We start from the raw sequence: 16,776 nt of genomic DNA on the forward strand, positions 1-16,776 counted from the left end.
CATGGCTTTCAACTCAAGGAGCTTCACCCGCATGAATATGTACATCGATATCGTCGGTGCATGCAATCTGAGCTGTCCCTCTTGCCCGATGGGCAACTCGGAAAATCTCAACTTCAAAAAAGCCATGCAACTCGACATGTTCAGGCAGATTGTCGAAAAGGCCGGGATCGAGGGCGTTGATACCATCTTCCTCTACAACTGGACCGAGCCACTGGTTCATCCCAAAATTGGCGAATTCATCGAGATCATCAATGCTGCCGGCATGGAAAGCGGCATCAGCACCAACCTGAATCTGGCCAAGAACATGGAAAAGGCCTTGTTGGCCGAACCGAGTTACTTCCGCATATCGCTGTCGGGTTTTAATCAGGAGACCTACAAAAAGGGTCATGTCGGCGGCGATATCGAAGTCGTAAAGCAGAACATGCTTGCCCTGCATGAGATCAAACAGCGATTGCGTTTGAGTACCCGGGTCGACGTTTACTATCACCGCTATCTGGATAACATCGAAGAAGAAGCACTGATGCGCGAGTTCAGTGAGCGCCTGGGCTTCATCTTCACCACCGGCTATTCGGTGATGATGCCGCTGGAGAAAACTCTGGCCATTGTCGAGCGAGACCCGTCTGTCACGCCTACCGATCTGGAAACCCTGAAACGCCTGGCACTGCCGCCGTACGACGATCTGGTCAACGTTATCCAGCATTACCCCGAGCAAGCTTGCTCGCTCAAGGATGACTGGCTGGTGATCGACTGCGATGGTAATACGGTGCTGTGCTGCACGATCTTCAATCAGACCGAATATCAGGTCGGCAAGTACCTCGACATGCCGCTTGCTGAACTGACACGTCGCAAATCGACGCAGCAAAACTGCGTCGACATGTGCAATCGCTGCGCGAAAAAAGGCCTGCATATCTACTCGATGTACCCCAACCAAGGCGTGCTGGAGCGCCACGCGGTTAATCGCATTCTTGATTTCGAGAATCTCAGTAGCCTAGGGCTTGCTGTGGACAGCGAACTGCTGGGGCGTGCGGGTGAAGTCAGTGCTGAACGTTTCGATGAAGCCCAGTATCTCCAGCTAAACGACGATGTCAGGCACGCCGTTTCCACCGGACAATTGAAAAGTGGCTATCAGCACTATGTGCTTCATGGCCGTCTGGAAGGAAGAATGGGAGCTGGTGTGTTCTCGGTGGTCTGAACTGGGCTCAGGTGGGCTGATAACCAGGCGATAAAGCTTTTCGCCAGCGGATCATGCTCACTGTCGCGGTGGGTCAGCAGAGCCCAGTTCGGCCCGCGAATGGTGTTCTCGACCAAGGGTTGCAATAAGCCGTCAGCGCGCGCCTGACGGCTTAGCAATTGGCTGACCAGCGCGATGCCCAGCCCCGAACATGCGGCGTCGAGCAGCAATCCCGGATCGGAAAAATTCAGCCCCTGATCCTGCTGGCCGACGTCGATCCCGGCCTCGACCGCCCAATGACTCCAGTCCATTTCCCGCTCGCCATGCAACGTGGTGCGTTGTGCTGCCGGCAACGCTAAAACCCTCGGGTGACAGGCTGGAAATAGCCGGTCGGCGTGCAGCACTTTGAAACTGCATTCGGCCTGCGAGCTGATGTCGTCGCGCACAGCGATGTCGATGGTCTGCGTGGCCATGTCCGGCACTTCATCGGTGCTGTAAATCCACAGGTCTACCTCGGGATGCTGCGCGCGAAAATCCGCCAAACGCGGCAACAGCCAATGCCGAGCGAATGCCGGTGTGGTGTTGAGCACCAGTTGATTGGGTTTCTGATACTGGCCCAAGCGCCGAATCCCCACCGCCAATTGCTGCAGCATCGCTTGCGTGGTGCTGAGCAAGTCGTGGCCGGCATCGGTCAATGCCACGCTGCGACCGCTGCGGAAAAACAGCGGCTGTTCCAGGTACGCCTCAAGGCTGCGAATCTGCTGACTGATCGCCGATTGGGTGAGGCTCAGCTCTTCGGCGGCCTTGTGAAAACTACCGAGCCGGGCGGCGGCTTCGAAGCCACGCAGGGAACTGAGCGGCGGCCAGTGCTTGAGCATATCGATAAGCTCCTCTAATCAGTTGTGCGCTAAATCCATCGTTTGTTTGCCTGTTTGCGCGTCCGTAGCATTGGCGGCGTGAACACATTGGCTTAACTAGCGAGGCTTATCATGCAGCACAACGACAATAAAAACAGCGCCTGGATGATGCCGGCAGAGTGGGTGACCCATGCCGCGACGTGGATGGTCTGGCCGCACAACCAGACGTTGTGGGAATCCGGTTGGCGCGTGACCCTGGCGCAGGTGCAGGAAGATTTTGCGCGCGTCGCCAACGCCATCGCCCGTTTCGAACCGGTGAAACTGGTGATCGACCCGTCGGCCATCGCCAGCGCCAAAGCCTTGTGCGGCCCGAACATTGAATTGATCCCGCTGGACGTGAATGACAGTTGGTGCCGCGATTCCGGCCCGACGTTTGTCTGCCATCCGCAGCAAGGGCTGGCCGGTGTCAGCTGGCGTTTCAACGCCTGGGGCGGCAAGTCGGCGCATGATCTGGACGAAAGCCTGGCGCGCCGCGCACTCAATCACCTTGGCCTGGAATGCTTCGGCACGCCACTGAGCAACGAAGGCGGGGCGATTCATGTCGACGGTGAAGGCACGCTGATCACCACCGAATCGGTGCTGCTCAACCCCAATCGCAACCCCGGCATTGGCAAAGCCGAGATGGAAGCGATCTTCAGCCGTTTGCTCGGCGTGAAGAAAACCATTTGGCTGCCGGGCGATCCGGATTACGTCACCGGCGACATGACTGACGGCCACGTCGATGGCGTCTGCGCCTTTGCCCGTCCGGGTGTGCTGCTGGTTGACGCCACTCACGACCAGTCTTCGGTGTACGCCGAAGTGGCGCGGGAAAACCGTCGTGCGTTGGAACTCGCCACCGATGCGCAGGGGCGCAAATTCGAGCTGATCGAACTGTTCGAAGCCACCGATGCGGTCGACACCGAAGCCGAAGTGTTCTGTGCGTCCTACACCAATTTCTACATCGCCAACGGCGCGATCATCATGCCGGCGTATGGCATCGAGGCTGACAACGTCGCCTCCAAAGTGCTGGAGCAAGCCTTCCCCGGCCGCGAAGTGGTGCCGGTAAGGATCAATCATCTGGCCCATGGTGGCGGCGGGGTGCATTGCATCACGCAACAGCAGCCGGCCTGGCCGTTGAGAGGTTGAACGCATGAGCATTCTGACCATCGCCACCACCCAGATGCCGTGCACTTGGGATTTACCGGGAAACCTTGATCGCGCCGAGCAGCTCGTCCGCGACGCCGCGAAGCAGGGCGCGCAAGTGATCCTGTTGCAGGAGCTGTTCGCCACACCGTACTTCTGCATCGAACAAAGCCATAAACACATGGCCCTGGCCGAGGAATACCGTGACAGCCGCGTGCTCGTTCGCTTCGCCGCACTGGCCCGCGAGTTGGGCGTGGTGTTGCCGCTGAGCTGGTTCGAAAAGGCCGGCAACGCTTACTTCAATTCGCTGAGCGTGGCCGATGCTGACGGGCGCCTGTTGGGTGTGTATCGCAAGACCCATATCCCCAATGCCATCGGCTATCAGGAGAAGGAATATTTCAGCCCCGGCGACACCGGTTTCAAAGTCTGGGACACCGCGTTCGGCCGCCTCGGCGTCGGCATCTGCTGGGATCAGTGGTTCCCGGAAACCGCGCGTTGCCTGGCGTTGATGGGTGCTGAGGTGTTGCTGTATCCAACGGCGATCGGCTCGGAACCGGGCTGCGCGGCGCTGGATTCCCGCGACCATTGGCAGATGACCATGCGCGGCCATGCGGCGGCCAATTTGCTGCCGGTGGTGGCGTCGAACCGCGTTGGTCGAGAAACCGCGACCACCGATTCGAACCTGCAAATGAGCTTCTACGGCTCGTCGTTCATCAGCGATCACAAGGGCCAATTGCTCGTCAGCGCTGACCGCGACAGTACCGGTGTGCTGCTGCACAGCGTCGATCTGGCCGCCATGCGCGAAGAGCGTTTGAGCTGGGGCATCTATCGCGATCGTCGTCCGGACATGTATGGGCCGCTGCTCAGTCAGGACGGTCGCCACCTCCATGCACGCTGGAACACTCAAGGGGTTTGACATGGCTATCCACCACAAACGCTTGCGCGGCGCGATCGGCCTGGCGCTGATCTGCTTGATACCGTCGCTGCACGCCGAAGACAAAACCCTGCGGCTGTACAACTGGGCCGATTATTTTGCTGAAGACACGCTGAGCCGCTTCACCGCCGAAACCGGGATCAAGGTGATTTATGACGTCATGGACGGCAGCGAGACCCTCGAAGCCAAGATGCTCTCCGGCGGCAGCGGTTACGACCTGATCTTCCCCGGCGACACCGTCGCCGAGCGCTTGATGCGTGCCGGCAGCCTGATGCCGCTGGATCAAACGAAGCTGACGGAATTGGCTGATATCGAACCCGGTTTGCAGAAACTGCGCGGCCATTACGAGCATTCCAGCAAGGCCACGGTGCCCTACACCTGGGGCACCATTGGCCTGACCTACAACGAAGAGCAGATCAAACAGCGCATGGCGGACGCACCGGTCAACAGCCTCGACATGCTGTTCAAGCCTGAGCTGGCGGCGAAGTTTGCCGATTGCGGGATTTCGATGATCGATTCGCCGGATGAGGCATTGGCGGTAGTGCTCAACTACCTCGGTCGCGATCCGCGCAGCGGCAAAGCCGAAGATCTGGCAGCGGCCAGCGAGTTGCTGATGAAGTTGCGCCCGTACATCCGCAAATTCCAGTCGCAACCGGTGACCGATCTGGTCAACGGCAATCTGTGCCTGTCGCTGGGTTACAGCGGTGACATGACCCAGGCGCAACGCACCTCGGACAGTGCCGGCAAACACACGCGCTTCCAGTATCGCGTGCCGCGCGAAGGCACGACGGTGTGGATGGACACCATGGCCATTCCGGTCGACGCCAAACACCCGGAATACGCCTACGCGTTCATCAACTTTGTCATGCGCCCCGAGAACATGGCAGCGATCAGCAATTTCACCGGCTACCCGACTTCCAACGCCAAGGCGCGGGCGAACGTCGATGCAAGTATGCGTGACAACCCGGATATCTACCTCGACGAAGCGACCTATGCTCGTTTGATTCCGGGCAAGGACATTCCCCAACCGGACATGCGCGCGCGTATGCGCACCTGGACCAAATTCAAGACTGCCACTGGCAAATGATCCATGGCCGGCGTGTTGCGCCGGCCTTTTTCTACAGGAAAAGCAACATGTCGACTCGTCGCGAGTTCATCAAACAAGTCACGGTCGCCGCCGGTGTCGGCGCGGCATTCATGGGCCTCGGCCTGTCGCCGGGCAAAGTCCTCGCCGCCGCGCAAGGCCGCTGGTTCATGCCCGACGAAGGCGATAAACATGAGCGCGCCTACATCGCTTTCGGCGCGCAGGACGCGATCTGGGAAGACTTCACCGAAGACGTCCAGGAAGCGCTCGGTCGTATCGCCCGCGCCATCGCCCGGTTTGAACCGGTCACCGTGTTCTGCCGCAAGAACGAGCGCAGCATCGCCGAAGAATTTTGCGGTACGCGCAATATCACTTACGTCACTGCCGGGCTGGATGACATCTGGATGCGCGACATCGGCGCCAACTTCGTCATCGACGACAAGGGTGGCTTGGGCGCGGTGGACTTCAACTTCAAAGGTTGGGGTGGCAAACAGCAGCACGGTAAAGACTCGAAGATCGCCGCACTGGTCGCCGACGACGCACAAGCCACCTACATCCGCACCGATCTGGTGGGCGAGGGCGGTGGCATCGAGGTCGACGGTCACGGCACCGGGATCATGACCGAGAGCAGCTGGATCAACCGCAACCGCAATCCGGACTGGAGCAAGGCCGATGTCGAAGCTGAACTGAAGGAGCGTCTGGGCCTGCGCAAAATCATTTGGCTGCCGGGCATCAAGGGCAAGGACATCACCGACGCTCACGTCGATTTCTACGCGCGTTTCATCAAGCCCGGCGTGGTGATTGCCAACCTCGACACCGACCCTGAATCCTACGATCACAAGGTCACCCTGGCGCACCTGGAAATCCTCAAGAACGCCACCGATGCCGACGGTCGCAAATTGCAGATCCACACGATGTCGCCGCCGCTGAATCCGCGCAAAAGCAAGTTCAACCAGAACAACCCGGACTTTGCTGCCGGTTACATCAATTACTTCGTCATCAACGGCGCGATCATCGCCCCGGAGTTCGGCGATAAAGCGGCAGACAAAAAGGCTTTCGATCTGTTGTCGCAACTGTATCCGGATCGCGAAATCGTCCAGCTCAACATTGATGCAATCGCCGCCGGTGGCGGTGGAATTCACTGCGTCACCAGCCATCAACCACAGGCGTGATTGACTCTTTGGCGGATCAAGCCAACTATCGGCGCACAACAACATGACCGATGGACCCGAACTTGATCGAACGACGCCAATTCAGCGGAGGCATGAAGGGGAAAAACCTCCGCTATCTGAATGAGCAAGGCGCGGATGACGCGCGCATGACCCGCACCGGTTTTTTGCTGCTGGAACATTTTTCATTGCCGGCGTTTACCCAGGCGCTGGATACGGTTGTCACCACTAATCTGCTGCGCCCGGGGTTGTTTTCGTCGCGCACGTTTGGCTTGGGCGACGGCGAAGTCATTAGTGATCTTGGGCTGGTGATCCGCCCGGATGCACGTCTGGATTCGGCCGCGCTTCAGCAGCTGGATCTGCTGGTGGTGTGTGGCGGGTATCGCACCGAATTGCGGGCGAGTGACGAGTTTATTCATTTGCTTCAGGTTGCAGCGGAGCGCGGCACCTCGCTCGCCGGGTTATGGAATGGCTCGTGGTTTCTTGGCCGGGCCGGTTTGCTGGATGGTTATCGCTGCGCGATCCACCCGGAACATCGCCCCGCGCTGACCGAAATCGCTAAAACCACCCACGTCAGCAGTGAGCCTTACGTGATTGATCGCGACCGGCTGACGGCTTCGAGTCCGTCCGGCGCTTTTCACATGGCACTCGACTGGATCAAAAGCCTGCACGGCAAGGCGTTGGTCGAAGGTATCGAAGACATTCTGGCTTTTGAGGAGTCGCGCTACCGCCGGATCAAACCGGATGAAAACCTCTGCGTCAGTGCGCCGCTGCGTGAAGTGGTGAAACTGATGGATGCCAATCTGGAGGAGCCGCTGGAGCTGGAGCAACTGGCGGTGTACGCCGGCCGCTCCCGTCGCCAGTTGGAGCGCTTGTTCAAGGAACAACTGGGCACCACGCCGCAGCGCTATTACCTGGAACTGCGCATCACCGAAGCAAGGCGTTTGCTGCAACACACTGAGCTGTCGCAGGTGGAAGTGCTGGTGGCGTGCGGCTTCGTTTCGCCAAGTCATTTCAGCAAATGCTACAGCTCATATTTCGGCTACAGACCTTCCAAAGAAAAACGGCTGGTCAAATAACCCAAGCCGTCACCCACCTGAATTCACCTCGAAATCCCACGTCGGTGTACCTCCCCCAAACACCCCGGTCAGTTCCCTCTCCCTCTGGGAGAGGGCTAGGGTGAGGGGCTCTTGAAGACCTTATACATCACCGAAGCGCGCCATATGCCCCAGTCGTTGCAAGCGGGAGTCCTGCCGGTTTGCAGATGGGCCATGCCGAGCCATTGAAAATGGCGTCAAAGTGCCACTGATTGCCACCCCAAACACCACCTGTCACCCTGCGCCTCGTTCAAAGGATCAGGACAAGGAATCAAGGATTGAGTGGCTACGTCCCCAACCCTCCAAAGGGTTATCGCAACACCGGCGTCGAACCCGTCGACGTCAACGCCCAACACTGGGCGCAATACAAAGACCTTCCAGCGACACCAGACGTAAAACCAGAACCGTTGGGATGCGTCTTCGCCAAAAGCTGCAACTTGCCCGACGGCGAAATCAACCACACAAACCAAGCTGGATTCGTCCCGGTAGAGAAACTGGCGGACTACGGTTTGTGGGCTGTCCTGGCCACAGGAGCGGCAATCACCGCCGAAGGCACAACTCTTCAACTGGTCGGCGGTTCCACAACCGGCAGCGCCATTGCTCAGCGAGTGGGTGGCTCCCTCGCGCTAGGCTTGCTCGAAAGTGCAGGTGCGTTGGCAGCAGGTGCCGCCGTCGGCACCGTTGCGCTATTAATGCCTAATACCAACCTTGCACCCGACAGTGCCTTCTACAAAACCGACCAGTACGCCACGCTCGAAACGGGCCGCACTCGCGTCCGCGTCAACGTGAAGACCTTGCCGGACGGTTCCGTCAGCGCTTACGGTTTCTACACGGGCGGCAAAAAGGACTGGGAAAATGTTCCTGTCATCAAAGCGGAAAAGGACGGCGAGAAATACGTAGCCGACGTAGGTAACGGCATTGGCCTTACCTGGACGCCAGCAGCAAACCCAGATGGTGTGCTGGGTATTCCAGCACTTGAAGGCGTGCCGCAATTACCTCCCGTATGGATATATCCGCCGACAGAAAAGTCGGACACGCTTTTGGCTAATCCAGCACATCCTCCCGAGTTTCAGGATGCGATCATCTGGTTCCCCGACGATGCAGGTCTTGAGCCCATCTACATCGTGCTCAGCACGCAACTAGAGAAGAACAAGGTAGCAGGGGCGGCCTTCGAAGAAGAGTCGTACAGCGGTTTTTCGGAAGAAATGGAAGAGTCCGGCCAACAAGTAACGATAAAAACAGAGAGCGGCACCCGGACCCGCCTCGATATGATAGGCAGAGATGCAAACGGCGATATCGCGTGCGTCGAATGCAAAGCCTCGGAAACGGCACCACTGACCCGCAATCAAAAGCGAGCATTCCCGGAAATCGAACAGAGCGGTGGACGCATCATGGGTAAGGGCAAACCCGGCTTCCCCGGCGGCACCCAAATCCCGCCAACCCGAGTAGAAATTCTGCGCCCGCCGCAAAAATAACGGAATCAAGGAACTGAAATGTCAGTAACAGACGCAAAAACCATCGACATGTGGGGTATCCCAAAATGGGACAGCAACAAGATCATCCTCGGTATTGCTGACCATTTGGAATGGGGCGATAAGGCTGAACAAGGCGAGCACCTGTTGGTGCTTCAAGAGAAAATCAACAACTACATCGCTTTCATCGAAAGCGGTGAAATCTACATTGAGATACCCGGTGCACTCGGAAAATCACCTGTCATTCGTGTCCAAGGCAAGTACGAGTTACCCGAGCAAGGCGAGTTGTTCATCGATCGCGTTGCTGAGGCATTGAAGGAGGTGGGCATAGGATTCGAATTCGTGCTCAAAGCGGACTAATAAACACATCTAGGGAAAACGGAGCTGACAATCTCCACTGAGAGATCGGGCATGTCCATCACCGAAACCAAAGTCGTCGACATCATCGCAGTACCCGAGTGGGAACCAGATAACGTCGTGCTCGTCATCACCGATCACCTGGAATGGGGCGACAAAGCGCAACAGGGTGAACACCTGTTGTTGCTTCAAGAGAAAATCAATACCTACATCGCCTTCATCGAGAGCGGCGAACTGCTGGAAAGCTATCCGCCAGCGAAAGGTAAAAAACCGAAGATTCGCATCAATGGTCTCTATGAGCTGCCCGAGCAAGGTGAAACCTTTATCGACCGCGTGACCGAGGTACTCAAAGGCGTGGGCATTGGAATGGAGTTTGTACTCAAGGATGACTTTGCAGTTCGCCACTAGCGGTTGCCCAGACGCCGGCTTGTCCTCTGAACGCTGACAGTCCTCTCTGAAAGATCGCGCGCACTGAATACTCCTGCGCGACTGGAAATCGAGCCAGCCAAGCCATTTCAGCAAGTGTTACAGCTCGTATTTCGGCTACAGACCCTCCAAAGCAGAGCGGCTGGTCAAATAACCCAAGCCGTTTCTCATCTGAGTTCACCACGGTATCCCACGTCGGCGTACCTCTACCAAACACCCCGGTCAGTCCCCTCTCCCTCTGGGAGAGGGCTAGGGTGAGGGGCTTTTAAACACCGCCGCGCACACACGTTTAACTTACACGCACTGTTACGCCATAACGGCTACAACACCTTGCGCCGTTGCCTACGCGTACGCCAGAATCCGCCGGCTTACGCGCCTTGAGGCGGGCTGTATCGTTTCCCTGTCACTGCAAAACAGTGATCGGGTTTGGTAGCCCGTTTTCTAAGCGTAATGCGCCGCTATATGCAGTCTCTTTTCGAGGCTCGGTTTTATATGGTGGCCATGCGTGGGGCTCCTTCGGGAGCGCCGGGGTTTACTCGCTTAGACCGGTCTACCAACCTGCGCAATGGTCACCACCTCGTTTGGTAGCGTGAGTGATGGCTCCTTATTTTTTGCTAAGCGAGTGTCATCTATGTTCAAAATTACGCCGAACCCGCCAGAAACCGATCCTATCCCCTACGACGCCGAGCTCGAACCTCAAAACATCAAAGAGGCCACCGACCGCGCGATCAACTTCTACCTCAATCCCTCGGCGCTGAAGACGTCAATACCCACCCGCAAGACCGGTAAGATCTACCTCATCGATCCCACGGTAGATAACGAAACCCTGCTCGTCGAAGCCACTGAAACACTGTCCTGCGCCAGTGACATGGCCCGAGATCTCGCCGATTCGATCGATTCTTCACAGCGCAAAAAGATGCTGATCCTGCAACAGGTGATCATGCTCAGTGAACTCGTGGTCGGCCGAGTCCTGGATAACCAGCGCTTGCCGCACTAGTCGCGATGCAGATGGGTGAGGGGGCTCGCTCCCTCATTGCACAGAAGCGTCCGCAATCGCGGCGCTTCACGCCTTCTATCGAAGAACCGCAAACGGTTCTTGTCTGGAGTTTCAGCTGATGTCTCAGCCACCCGAACCACCGGTCACCGACCTGGTATCGCCGTACGCATCGCCCAATTCAAGAAAGCTGCACGAAGCGGCAGAACGTGCGCTCGACCATTATCTGTTGCCTGCCGCGATCATGGCCACGCCCTATACGCCCAGCACGATGTTCATGGTTAATCCGCAATCCGACGCCGAGTCCTTGCTGAGCAATGCCAGCGGCTCCCTGGCGTCTGCGACGGTCATGCTCGGTAATTTTGCCGGCGTGCTGGAGGGATCAAACCGTCATACGCTGTTGGGTATTGCGCAAGTGGTCATGTTGGGAGAGTTGGCAGTCAATAAGGCGTTGGATCTGGTTGTGCCAACTGAGTAGTCGCTCACGTTAATGATCAAGCAGTCAGCCTTCGCGGCTGACTGCTTTTTTTGTTTCTACAGGTGATCGGCATCAATCACAGCCTTGGCAAACGCCTGCGGATCTTCCTGCGGCAAGTTGTGCCCGATCCCGCCATTGATCAAACGGAACTGATACTTGCCAGTAAAGCGCTTGGCGTAATCCTCCGGCGCCGGGTGCGGCGCACCGTTGGCGTCGCCTTCAAGGGTAATGGTCGGCACGCTGATCGACGGCGCGGTGGCGAGTTTCTGCTCCAGCGCGGCGTACTTCGCTTCACCCTGCACCAGGCCCAGCCGCCAGCGGTAGTTGAACACGGTGATGTCGACGTGATCGGGGTTCTCCAGCGCCTTGGCGCTGCGGTCGAACGTGGCGTCGTCGAATTTCCACTGCGGCGAAGCGGTTTGCCAGATCAGCTTGGCGAAGTCGTGGGTGTTTTTCCCGTAACCGGCACGACCACGGTCGGTGGCGAAGTAGAACTGATACCACCACTGCAACTCAGCCTTGGGCGGCAGCGGGTTTTGCCCGGCGAACTGATTGCCGATCAAATAACCGCTGACCGACACCAGCGCTTTCACCCGTTCCGGCCACAACGCCGAAACGATGCCTGCCGAACGTGCGCCCCAGTCATAACCGCCGAGCACCGCTTGCTTGATCTTCAGCGCATCCATGAAGTCGATGACGTCACTGGCCAGTGCCGCCGGTTGACCGTTGCGCAGGGTGTCTTTGGAAAGGAACTGCGTATCGCCATAACCGCGCGCATAGGGCATCAACACCCGATAACCCTTGGCTGCGAGCAACGGCGCGACTTCGTCGTAGCTGTGAATGTCGTAGGGCCAGCCGTGCAACAGGATCACCACCGGGCCATCGGCAGGGCCGGTTTCGGCGTAGGCCACGTCGAGTACGCCGGCCTTCACATGTTTGAGCGGGCCGAAGGGCGAGGGCGCGGAATAACTGACGGCCGCAGGTTCAATGGTTTGCGCTTGCGTGGTGCCAAAAGTGCCGAACAACGACAAAGCCAGAATCGACAAGCCGAACGCGGTGTTGCGGGTGTGCAGTGCCTTTTTCATGGTGACGTCTCCTTTTGCGAGCTGTTGGCCGAGGGGTCGTTTTGAACCCTTGAAACCTTGAGTGCATTTGAGCGTGGGGACGTATCTGGCCTGTGTCGAAGAACGGCTCTGTTGAAAGTCGATGTGTCGCGGTGGGGGTCGTACACAGTGTGATACACAGCGGATAAACCGACTCCCCCTGGACCTGATTCAGGCCAAAATAATAAGTCGCTGTTTTAAAACAAAAAATATTTCACTTCGCGCTTCCCAAAGCCAAAAAACCTTGGTAAATTGCGCCCCGTTCTCACAGCGAACCTAACGGAGTAGCTGGAAAGAGCAGTAGGGGCGTCGCCAAGCGGTAAGGCAGCAGGTTTTGATCCTGCCATGCGTTGGTTCGAATCCAGCCGCCCCTGCCATATTCGAAAAAAACGCCAACTTCGCAAGAAGTTGGCGTTTTTTTATGCCTGCGATTTGGCCTGGCGGAGCAGGGCAGGCATGCGCGGCGCCTAAGCACCGCGCACGTCGTCCACTCAGTGCGGTGCGCGCGGAATGGTTTTCATCAGGTCTTCGGGGCTGATGTGGCCGACCACGCTGCCCGGTTGCGGCAGGTTGAGGATGTGGCCTTTCATCTTGCCGATGATGTGCATCTCGCACGGCTTGCAATCGAACTTCAGCGTCAGCACTTCATCGCCATGGATCAACTGCATCGGCGCGACTTTGGTGCGCACACCGGTCACGCCTTTCGCCTGTTTCGGGCACAGGTTGAAGGAGAAACGCAGGCAGTGCTTGGTGATCATCACCGGCACTTCGCCTGGCTCTTCATGCGCTTCGTACGCGGCGTCAATCAACTTGACGCCGTGACGGTGGTAGAAGTCGCGCGCCTTCTGGTTGTAGACGTTGGCGAGGAAGGTCAGGTGCGAATCCGGGTACACCGGCGGCGGGTTGGTTTCGGCTTTACGGCCGCCACGCGGATGAGCGGCGACACGGGCGGCGGTCAGGGCTTCGATCACTTCACGGCGCAGCGACTTGAGCTGCGAGTTCGGGATGAAGAACGCCTGTGGCGCATCCAGCTTGATGTCGGTCGCGTGGTACTGCGTGGTGCCGAGCTGGCCGAGCAGATCTCGCAATTGCTCCAGAGCTTGCTCAGGCTTGTTGGCCACACCGAACGGACCGTTCAGGGTGATGCTGGCGCTGATACCTTCTTCACTGGTGGCGGTGACTTCCAGCTGTTCTTCACGCAAGCGCGCGACCCAGCTCAGGGCCACGCGACGCTCCGAAGAGGTCTTCTGCAGCGCCTGTTGCCAGTTGTGATCGAGATTGCGATTGAGCGGGTGGTTCGGGCGCAGCTTGTACAAGCCTTCCGGCATCTCGTTCGGCTCGACGCGGTAGCGGTAGCGCTTCTCGCCGTCTTCTTCGAATTCACCTTTTGCTTCGGCGATGTTGGCGCGGAAACCGACCACTTCGCGTTTGACCAGCACGTTCAAGCCGTCACCGTTGGACAGCGGTTCGTGGGTCACGACCTGCATGTCACGCTTGGCGACTTTTTCGACGATACCCACCGGCAGACCGGTGAAAGTCGGTGAGTCGAACGCGCCAATGTCGATCTTGCGATCGGTGACGAAGTAATCGGTGCTGCCACGGTGGAAAGTCTTTTCCGGATCGGGCAGGAAGAAGTGCGCGGTGCGGCCGCTGGAGGCGCGGGCCAGGTCCGGGCGATCTTCGAGCACGTCGTCGAGGCGCTGACGGTAATAGGCGGTGATGTTCTTCACATAGCCCATGTCTTTGTAGCGACCTTCGATCTTGAACGAACGCACACCGGCTTCGACCAGGGCGCGGATGTTGGCGCTCTGGTTGTTGTCTTTCATCGACAGCAGGTGTTTTTCGTAGGCGATCACGCCACCCTTTTCATCTTTGAGGGTGTACGGCAAGCGGCACGCCTGCGAGCAGTCGCCACGGTTGGCACTGCGCCCGGTCTGCGCGTGGGAGATGTTGCACTGGCCGGAGAAGGCCACGCACAACGCGCCATGGATGAAGAATTCGATGGCGGCGTCGGTTTCGTCGGCGATTGCGCGGATTTCTTGCAGGTTCAGCTCGCGGGCCAAGACCAGTTGCGAGAAACCGGCCTGATCGAGGAACTTCGCCCGCTCCAGCGTACGGATATCAGTCTGGGTTGAGGCGTGCAGCTCGATCGGCGGAATGTCCAACTCCATCACGCCCAGATCCTGAACGATCAGCGCGTCGACCCCGGCGTCGTACAACTGATGGATCAGCTTGCGCGCCGGCTCCAGTTCGTTGTCGTGCAGGATGGTGTTGATGGTGGTGAAGATGCGCGCGTGATACTTGCGGGCGAACTCCACCAGTTCGGCGATTTCGCCGACTTCGTTGCAGGCGTTATGGCGCGCGCCGAAGCTTGGGCCGCCGATGTACACGGCGTCAGCGCCGTGCAGGATCGCCTCACGGGCGATAGCGACATCGCGGGCAGGGCTGAGCAATTCCAGGTGATGCTTGGGCAAGGACATAGTTTTTTTAGTCAGGCTGTCACGGTTAGGCGCGCATTCTACCCGTGAAACGACATGTCGGCACCTCTGTACCGATGGTCTGCAAATCGCGCTCGGCACGTTTCGCGGATTCGCGCAACTGTCAGACCTGTCAGTTGTTGTGCAGAAGGAAGTTCGAAATAGTAATGAAATCGCTCGCCGAACATTCATTACGAAAAGGACATGTTGCTATGAACGATAAAGACTATTTTCGTTATTTAGGCATCAACAAAAATAACTTGAACAGAAGGACCCGCGCGCCGGAAATTTACTACAAAGCAGTGATTGACCCCATCCATCCGCACCTTGACGGGCCGGTATTCCAGGCAACCAAAGAAGGCAGAGCTTTCTACTTCGGTTCCACCGAGACCTTTAGTCTGATCGCACACCATCGAGATGATGCAAACAACATTCTCGAAATAATGTCGTTCGTTATCAATAACGAGCTACCCGATGGGGAACACGACATAGGGGGGCAGGGTAGTAGTGTGCAAGGGCTCATCACGATGACCCCGGATATCATCTATGCCAGTGCGGGAAAAATTGAGTTTCACAGAAATGACACGAACAATTCGATAATCGCCGATTTCCACTTCGACTTTGAGTTTGAGGACCGCGGTAAAGTCAAAAAATATAGCGTGAAGGATGGAAAGTTATCGCTTGTCGCAACAGGGCCACTTGAAGCCCGGAAGCGATCCTGAAAAGGACCCGAGCCAGTCTTTAGAGGCTTGGCTCGGGTCTATGAGTCGGCGGCTGATGACTTAAAGGCGTGGAATTCAGGCCTTGGCCGCCATCGCAGTCACTTCCACACGCATGCCTTCAACCGCCAGCGACGCCACACCCACCGCCGCACGCACCGGCCATGGCTTGGCGAAGTAGCGCTTGTACACCTCGTTGAATGCCGCGCGATCGGCCATGTCGGTCAGGTAGATGGTCAGGTGCATCACCCGGTCCATCGAGCTGCCGGCGCGTTCCAGTGCAACTTTCAGCGCTTGCAGGGTGCATTCGCTTTGCAGGGTGATGTCGCCCAGTTCCAGACTGCCGTCGGCACGGGTCGGGATCTGCGTGGACATCATGATCCCGTTGAACGTGGTGACGTCCGACGAAATCGAGTCTGCGTCCGGATCGGGGGTAAAGGTGATGTCTTGGTTAGCCATGCGGATCCCTTGTGTGAGCGAGTAAATTGCGCCAGTTTACAGATTCAGGGCTAACGGACAAATGATCAGCCGCCACCGCAGCGAGAGCGTAGAGGGCGATCAAACCGGCAGCGTCGCCGCTTCTGCCGCTATGGCTGCAACGACGCTGGGGCGGGCGGCGATACGGCGTGAGTGGGCGGCCAGCGCCGGCCAGTGCTGCAGGTCGATATTGAAGCTTGGCAGCCACGTCAACACGGTAAACAGGTAGGCATCGGCGACTCCGAATGTGCCCAGCAAATAGTCCTGATCCACCAGCCTGCGGTTCAGGTAGTCGAGGCGTTTGAACAGTTTTTGCGTAAAAATCGTTTTGGTCGCTTGTGGCATTTGCGCATCGAACAGCGGCGCACAGCCACCGTGAATTTCCGTGCTGATGAAGTTCAGGTCCTCCTGCAAGCGCGTCCGCTGCCAACTGCCGGGTGTCGACGCCAGTGCGCTTTCGGGGACCTGATCGGCGAGGAACTGCAGGATCGCCGGGCCTTCTGTCAGCACTTCGCCGTTATCCAGGAGCAACGCAGCGACGTAGCCCTTGGGGTTGATGTCGCGAAAGTCTTGCCCGTCGGCCGTGCGCTTGCTCTGGTTGTTGACGCGAATCAACTCGAAGGGCAGCCCCGATTCGCGCAACACAATGTGTGGCGCCAGCGAGCAGGTCATCGGGGCGAAATACAGTTTCATGGCACTTCCAGTGGGTGAGGAAGTGTCAGCATCCCTTGCAGGGGCAGGTCTTCGCAAAGGTCATTTGCGGTGTTAGCGTATGACAA

Annotated in this window: 17 protein-coding genes and 1 tRNA gene; 13 read left to right on the forward strand and 5 right to left on the reverse strand. The window is 57.9% G+C overall.

What is annotated here, in order from left to right; genetic code table 11:
- The first annotated feature begins 31 nt into the window (after positions 1–31).
- Positions 32–1,192 carry a radical SAM/SPASM domain-containing protein gene (locus ACM6IN_RS11390; RefSeq protein ID WP_095111998.1) on the forward strand — a complete coding sequence of 387 codons (1,161 nt, stop codon included), beginning with the start codon at positions 32–34 and terminating at the stop codon, positions 1,190–1,192.
- Here ACM6IN_RS11390 and ACM6IN_RS11395 read toward each other — a convergent pair.
- Complete coding sequence (locus ACM6IN_RS11395; RefSeq protein ID WP_007919091.1) at positions 1,141–2,049, reverse strand: LysR substrate-binding domain-containing protein; 909 nt, start codon at positions 2,047–2,049, stop codon at positions 1,141–1,143. The genes ACM6IN_RS11390 and ACM6IN_RS11395 overlap by 52 nt on opposite strands.
- A gap of 111 nt (positions 2,050–2,160) precedes the next feature.
- On the opposite strand from ACM6IN_RS11395, the gene ACM6IN_RS11400 reads away from it, so the two are divergent.
- The 10 genes from ACM6IN_RS11400 (at position 2,161) to ACM6IN_RS11445 (ending at position 11,221) form a co-directional block, all read left to right on the forward strand.
- A complete protein-coding gene (locus ACM6IN_RS11400) occupies positions 2,161–3,213 on the forward strand; it encodes an agmatine/peptidylarginine deiminase (RefSeq protein ID WP_007919090.1) in 1,053 nt (350 codons plus the stop codon).
- A 4-nt stretch (positions 3,214–3,217) separates the two neighbouring features.
- Positions 3,218–4,126, forward strand: a complete 909-nt coding sequence (aguB, locus tag ACM6IN_RS11405; protein WP_414916034.1) for an N-carbamoylputrescine amidase — start codon at positions 3,218–3,220, stop codon at positions 4,124–4,126.
- 1 nt (position 4,127) lies between these two features.
- The gene (locus ACM6IN_RS11410; RefSeq protein ID WP_007919088.1) at positions 4,128–5,231 is read left to right on the forward strand and encodes an extracellular solute-binding protein; all 1,104 of its coding nucleotides are present in this window, start codon (positions 4,128–4,130) and stop codon (positions 5,229–5,231) included.
- Positions 5,232–5,278: 47 nt separating this feature from the next.
- Positions 5,279–6,400, forward strand: coding sequence for an agmatine deiminase family protein (locus tag ACM6IN_RS11415; protein WP_414916035.1), 1,122 nt, complete (start codon positions 5,279–5,281; stop codon positions 6,398–6,400).
- A gap of 50 nt (positions 6,401–6,450) precedes the next feature.
- The gene (locus tag ACM6IN_RS11420) at positions 6,451–7,476 is read left to right on the forward strand and encodes a GlxA family transcriptional regulator (protein WP_414916036.1); all 1,026 of its coding nucleotides are present in this window, start codon (positions 6,451–6,453) and stop codon (positions 7,474–7,476) included.
- A gap of 296 nt (positions 7,477–7,772) precedes the next feature.
- Positions 7,773–8,969, forward strand: a complete 1,197-nt coding sequence (locus tag ACM6IN_RS11425; RefSeq protein WP_007919075.1) for an S-type pyocin domain-containing protein — start codon at positions 7,773–7,775, stop codon at positions 8,967–8,969.
- An 18-nt stretch (positions 8,970–8,987) separates the two neighbouring features.
- Positions 8,988–9,326, forward strand: a complete 339-nt coding sequence (locus tag ACM6IN_RS11430) for a DUF6572 domain-containing protein (RefSeq protein WP_007919073.1) — start codon at positions 8,988–8,990, stop codon at positions 9,324–9,326.
- Between the two features lie 51 nt (positions 9,327–9,377).
- A complete protein-coding gene (locus ACM6IN_RS11435) occupies positions 9,378–9,731 on the forward strand; it encodes a DUF6572 domain-containing protein (RefSeq protein WP_007919071.1) in 354 nt (117 codons plus the stop codon).
- Between the two features lie 649 nt (positions 9,732–10,380).
- Complete coding sequence (locus ACM6IN_RS11440; RefSeq protein ID WP_414916037.1) at positions 10,381–10,746, forward strand: DUF6124 family protein; 366 nt, start codon at positions 10,381–10,383, stop codon at positions 10,744–10,746.
- A 118-nt stretch (positions 10,747–10,864) separates the two neighbouring features.
- On the forward strand, positions 10,865–11,221 hold the full coding sequence (locus tag ACM6IN_RS11445) for a DUF6124 family protein (RefSeq protein ID WP_007919067.1): 357 nt from the start codon (positions 10,865–10,867) through the stop codon (positions 11,219–11,221).
- Between the two features lie 56 nt (positions 11,222–11,277).
- On the opposite strand, the gene ACM6IN_RS11450 is transcribed toward ACM6IN_RS11445, so the two are convergent.
- Entirely contained in the window at positions 11,278–12,306 is a 1,029-nt protein-coding gene (locus ACM6IN_RS11450; protein ID WP_414916038.1) for an alpha/beta fold hydrolase, read from the reverse strand.
- A 320-nt stretch (positions 12,307–12,626) separates the two neighbouring features.
- On the opposite strand from ACM6IN_RS11450, the gene ACM6IN_RS11455 reads away from it, so the two are divergent.
- Positions 12,627–12,701 (forward strand) — tRNA-Gln (locus tag ACM6IN_RS11455).
- A 114-nt stretch (positions 12,702–12,815) separates the two neighbouring features.
- Here ACM6IN_RS11455 and ACM6IN_RS11460 read toward each other — a convergent pair.
- Positions 12,816–14,804: a peptidase U32 family protein gene (locus tag ACM6IN_RS11460; protein ID WP_095112004.1), complete on the reverse strand. Its 1,989-nt coding sequence runs from the start codon at positions 14,802–14,804 to the stop codon at positions 12,816–12,818.
- 209 nt (positions 14,805–15,013) lie between these two features.
- Between ACM6IN_RS11460 and ACM6IN_RS11465 the strand changes: the two genes are divergently transcribed.
- Positions 15,014–15,523, forward strand: a complete 510-nt coding sequence (locus ACM6IN_RS11465; protein ID WP_414916039.1) for a hypothetical protein — start codon at positions 15,014–15,016, stop codon at positions 15,521–15,523.
- A gap of 75 nt (positions 15,524–15,598) precedes the next feature.
- On the opposite strand, the gene ACM6IN_RS11470 is transcribed toward ACM6IN_RS11465, so the two are convergent.
- Positions 15,599–15,979, reverse strand: coding sequence for a RidA family protein (locus ACM6IN_RS11470; protein WP_007919637.1), 381 nt, complete (start codon positions 15,977–15,979; stop codon positions 15,599–15,601).
- A gap of 99 nt (positions 15,980–16,078) precedes the next feature.
- On the reverse strand, positions 16,079–16,690 hold the full coding sequence (gstA, locus tag ACM6IN_RS11475) for a glutathione transferase GstA (protein ID WP_414916040.1): 612 nt from the start codon (positions 16,688–16,690) through the stop codon (positions 16,079–16,081).
- Between the last annotated feature and the right edge of the window lie 86 nt (positions 16,691–16,776).

Source organism: Pseudomonas sp. IT-P395, from assembly GCF_949767675.1.
In the GTDB taxonomy this organism is placed as follows: Bacteria; Pseudomonadota; Gammaproteobacteria; order Pseudomonadales; family Pseudomonadaceae; genus Aquipseudomonas.

Coding starts and splice junctions, on each gene's coding strand:
- ACM6IN_RS11460 (WP_095112004.1), bottom strand. CDS start 14,804: ATGTCCTTGCCCAAGCATCACCTGGAATTGCTCAGCCCTGCCCGCGAT.
- ACM6IN_RS11470 (WP_007919637.1), bottom strand. CDS start 15,979: ATGGCTAACCAAGACATCACCTTTACCCCCGATCCGGACGCAGACTCG.
- ACM6IN_RS11400 (WP_007919090.1), top strand. CDS start 2,161: ATGCAGCACAACGACAATAAAAACAGCGCCTGGATGATGCCGGCAGAG.
- ACM6IN_RS11395 (WP_007919091.1), bottom strand. CDS start 2,049: ATGCTCAAGCACTGGCCGCCGCTCAGTTCCCTGCGTGGCTTCGAAGCC.
- ACM6IN_RS11450 (WP_414916038.1), bottom strand. CDS start 12,306: ATGAAAAAGGCACTGCACACCCGCAACACCGCGTTCGGCTTGTCGATT.
- ACM6IN_RS11445 (WP_007919067.1), top strand. CDS start 10,865: ATGTCTCAGCCACCCGAACCACCGGTCACCGACCTGGTATCGCCGTAC.
- ACM6IN_RS11440 (WP_414916037.1), top strand. CDS start 10,381: ATGTTCAAAATTACGCCGAACCCGCCAGAAACCGATCCTATCCCCTAC.
- ACM6IN_RS11435 (WP_007919071.1), top strand. CDS start 9,378: ATGTCCATCACCGAAACCAAAGTCGTCGACATCATCGCAGTACCCGAG.
- ACM6IN_RS11420 (WP_414916036.1), top strand. CDS start 6,451: ATGGACCCGAACTTGATCGAACGACGCCAATTCAGCGGAGGCATGAAG.
- ACM6IN_RS11415 (WP_414916035.1), top strand. CDS start 5,279: ATGTCGACTCGTCGCGAGTTCATCAAACAAGTCACGGTCGCCGCCGGT.
- gstA (WP_414916040.1), bottom strand. CDS start 16,690: ATGAAACTGTATTTCGCCCCGATGACCTGCTCGCTGGCGCCACACATT.
- ACM6IN_RS11390 (WP_095111998.1), top strand. CDS start 32: ATGAATATGTACATCGATATCGTCGGTGCATGCAATCTGAGCTGTCCC.
- ACM6IN_RS11430 (WP_007919073.1), top strand. CDS start 8,988: ATGTCAGTAACAGACGCAAAAACCATCGACATGTGGGGTATCCCAAAA.
- aguB (WP_414916034.1), top strand. CDS start 3,218: ATGAGCATTCTGACCATCGCCACCACCCAGATGCCGTGCACTTGGGAT.
- ACM6IN_RS11410 (WP_007919088.1), top strand. CDS start 4,128: ATGGCTATCCACCACAAACGCTTGCGCGGCGCGATCGGCCTGGCGCTG.
- ACM6IN_RS11465 (WP_414916039.1), top strand. CDS start 15,014: ATGAACGATAAAGACTATTTTCGTTATTTAGGCATCAACAAAAATAAC.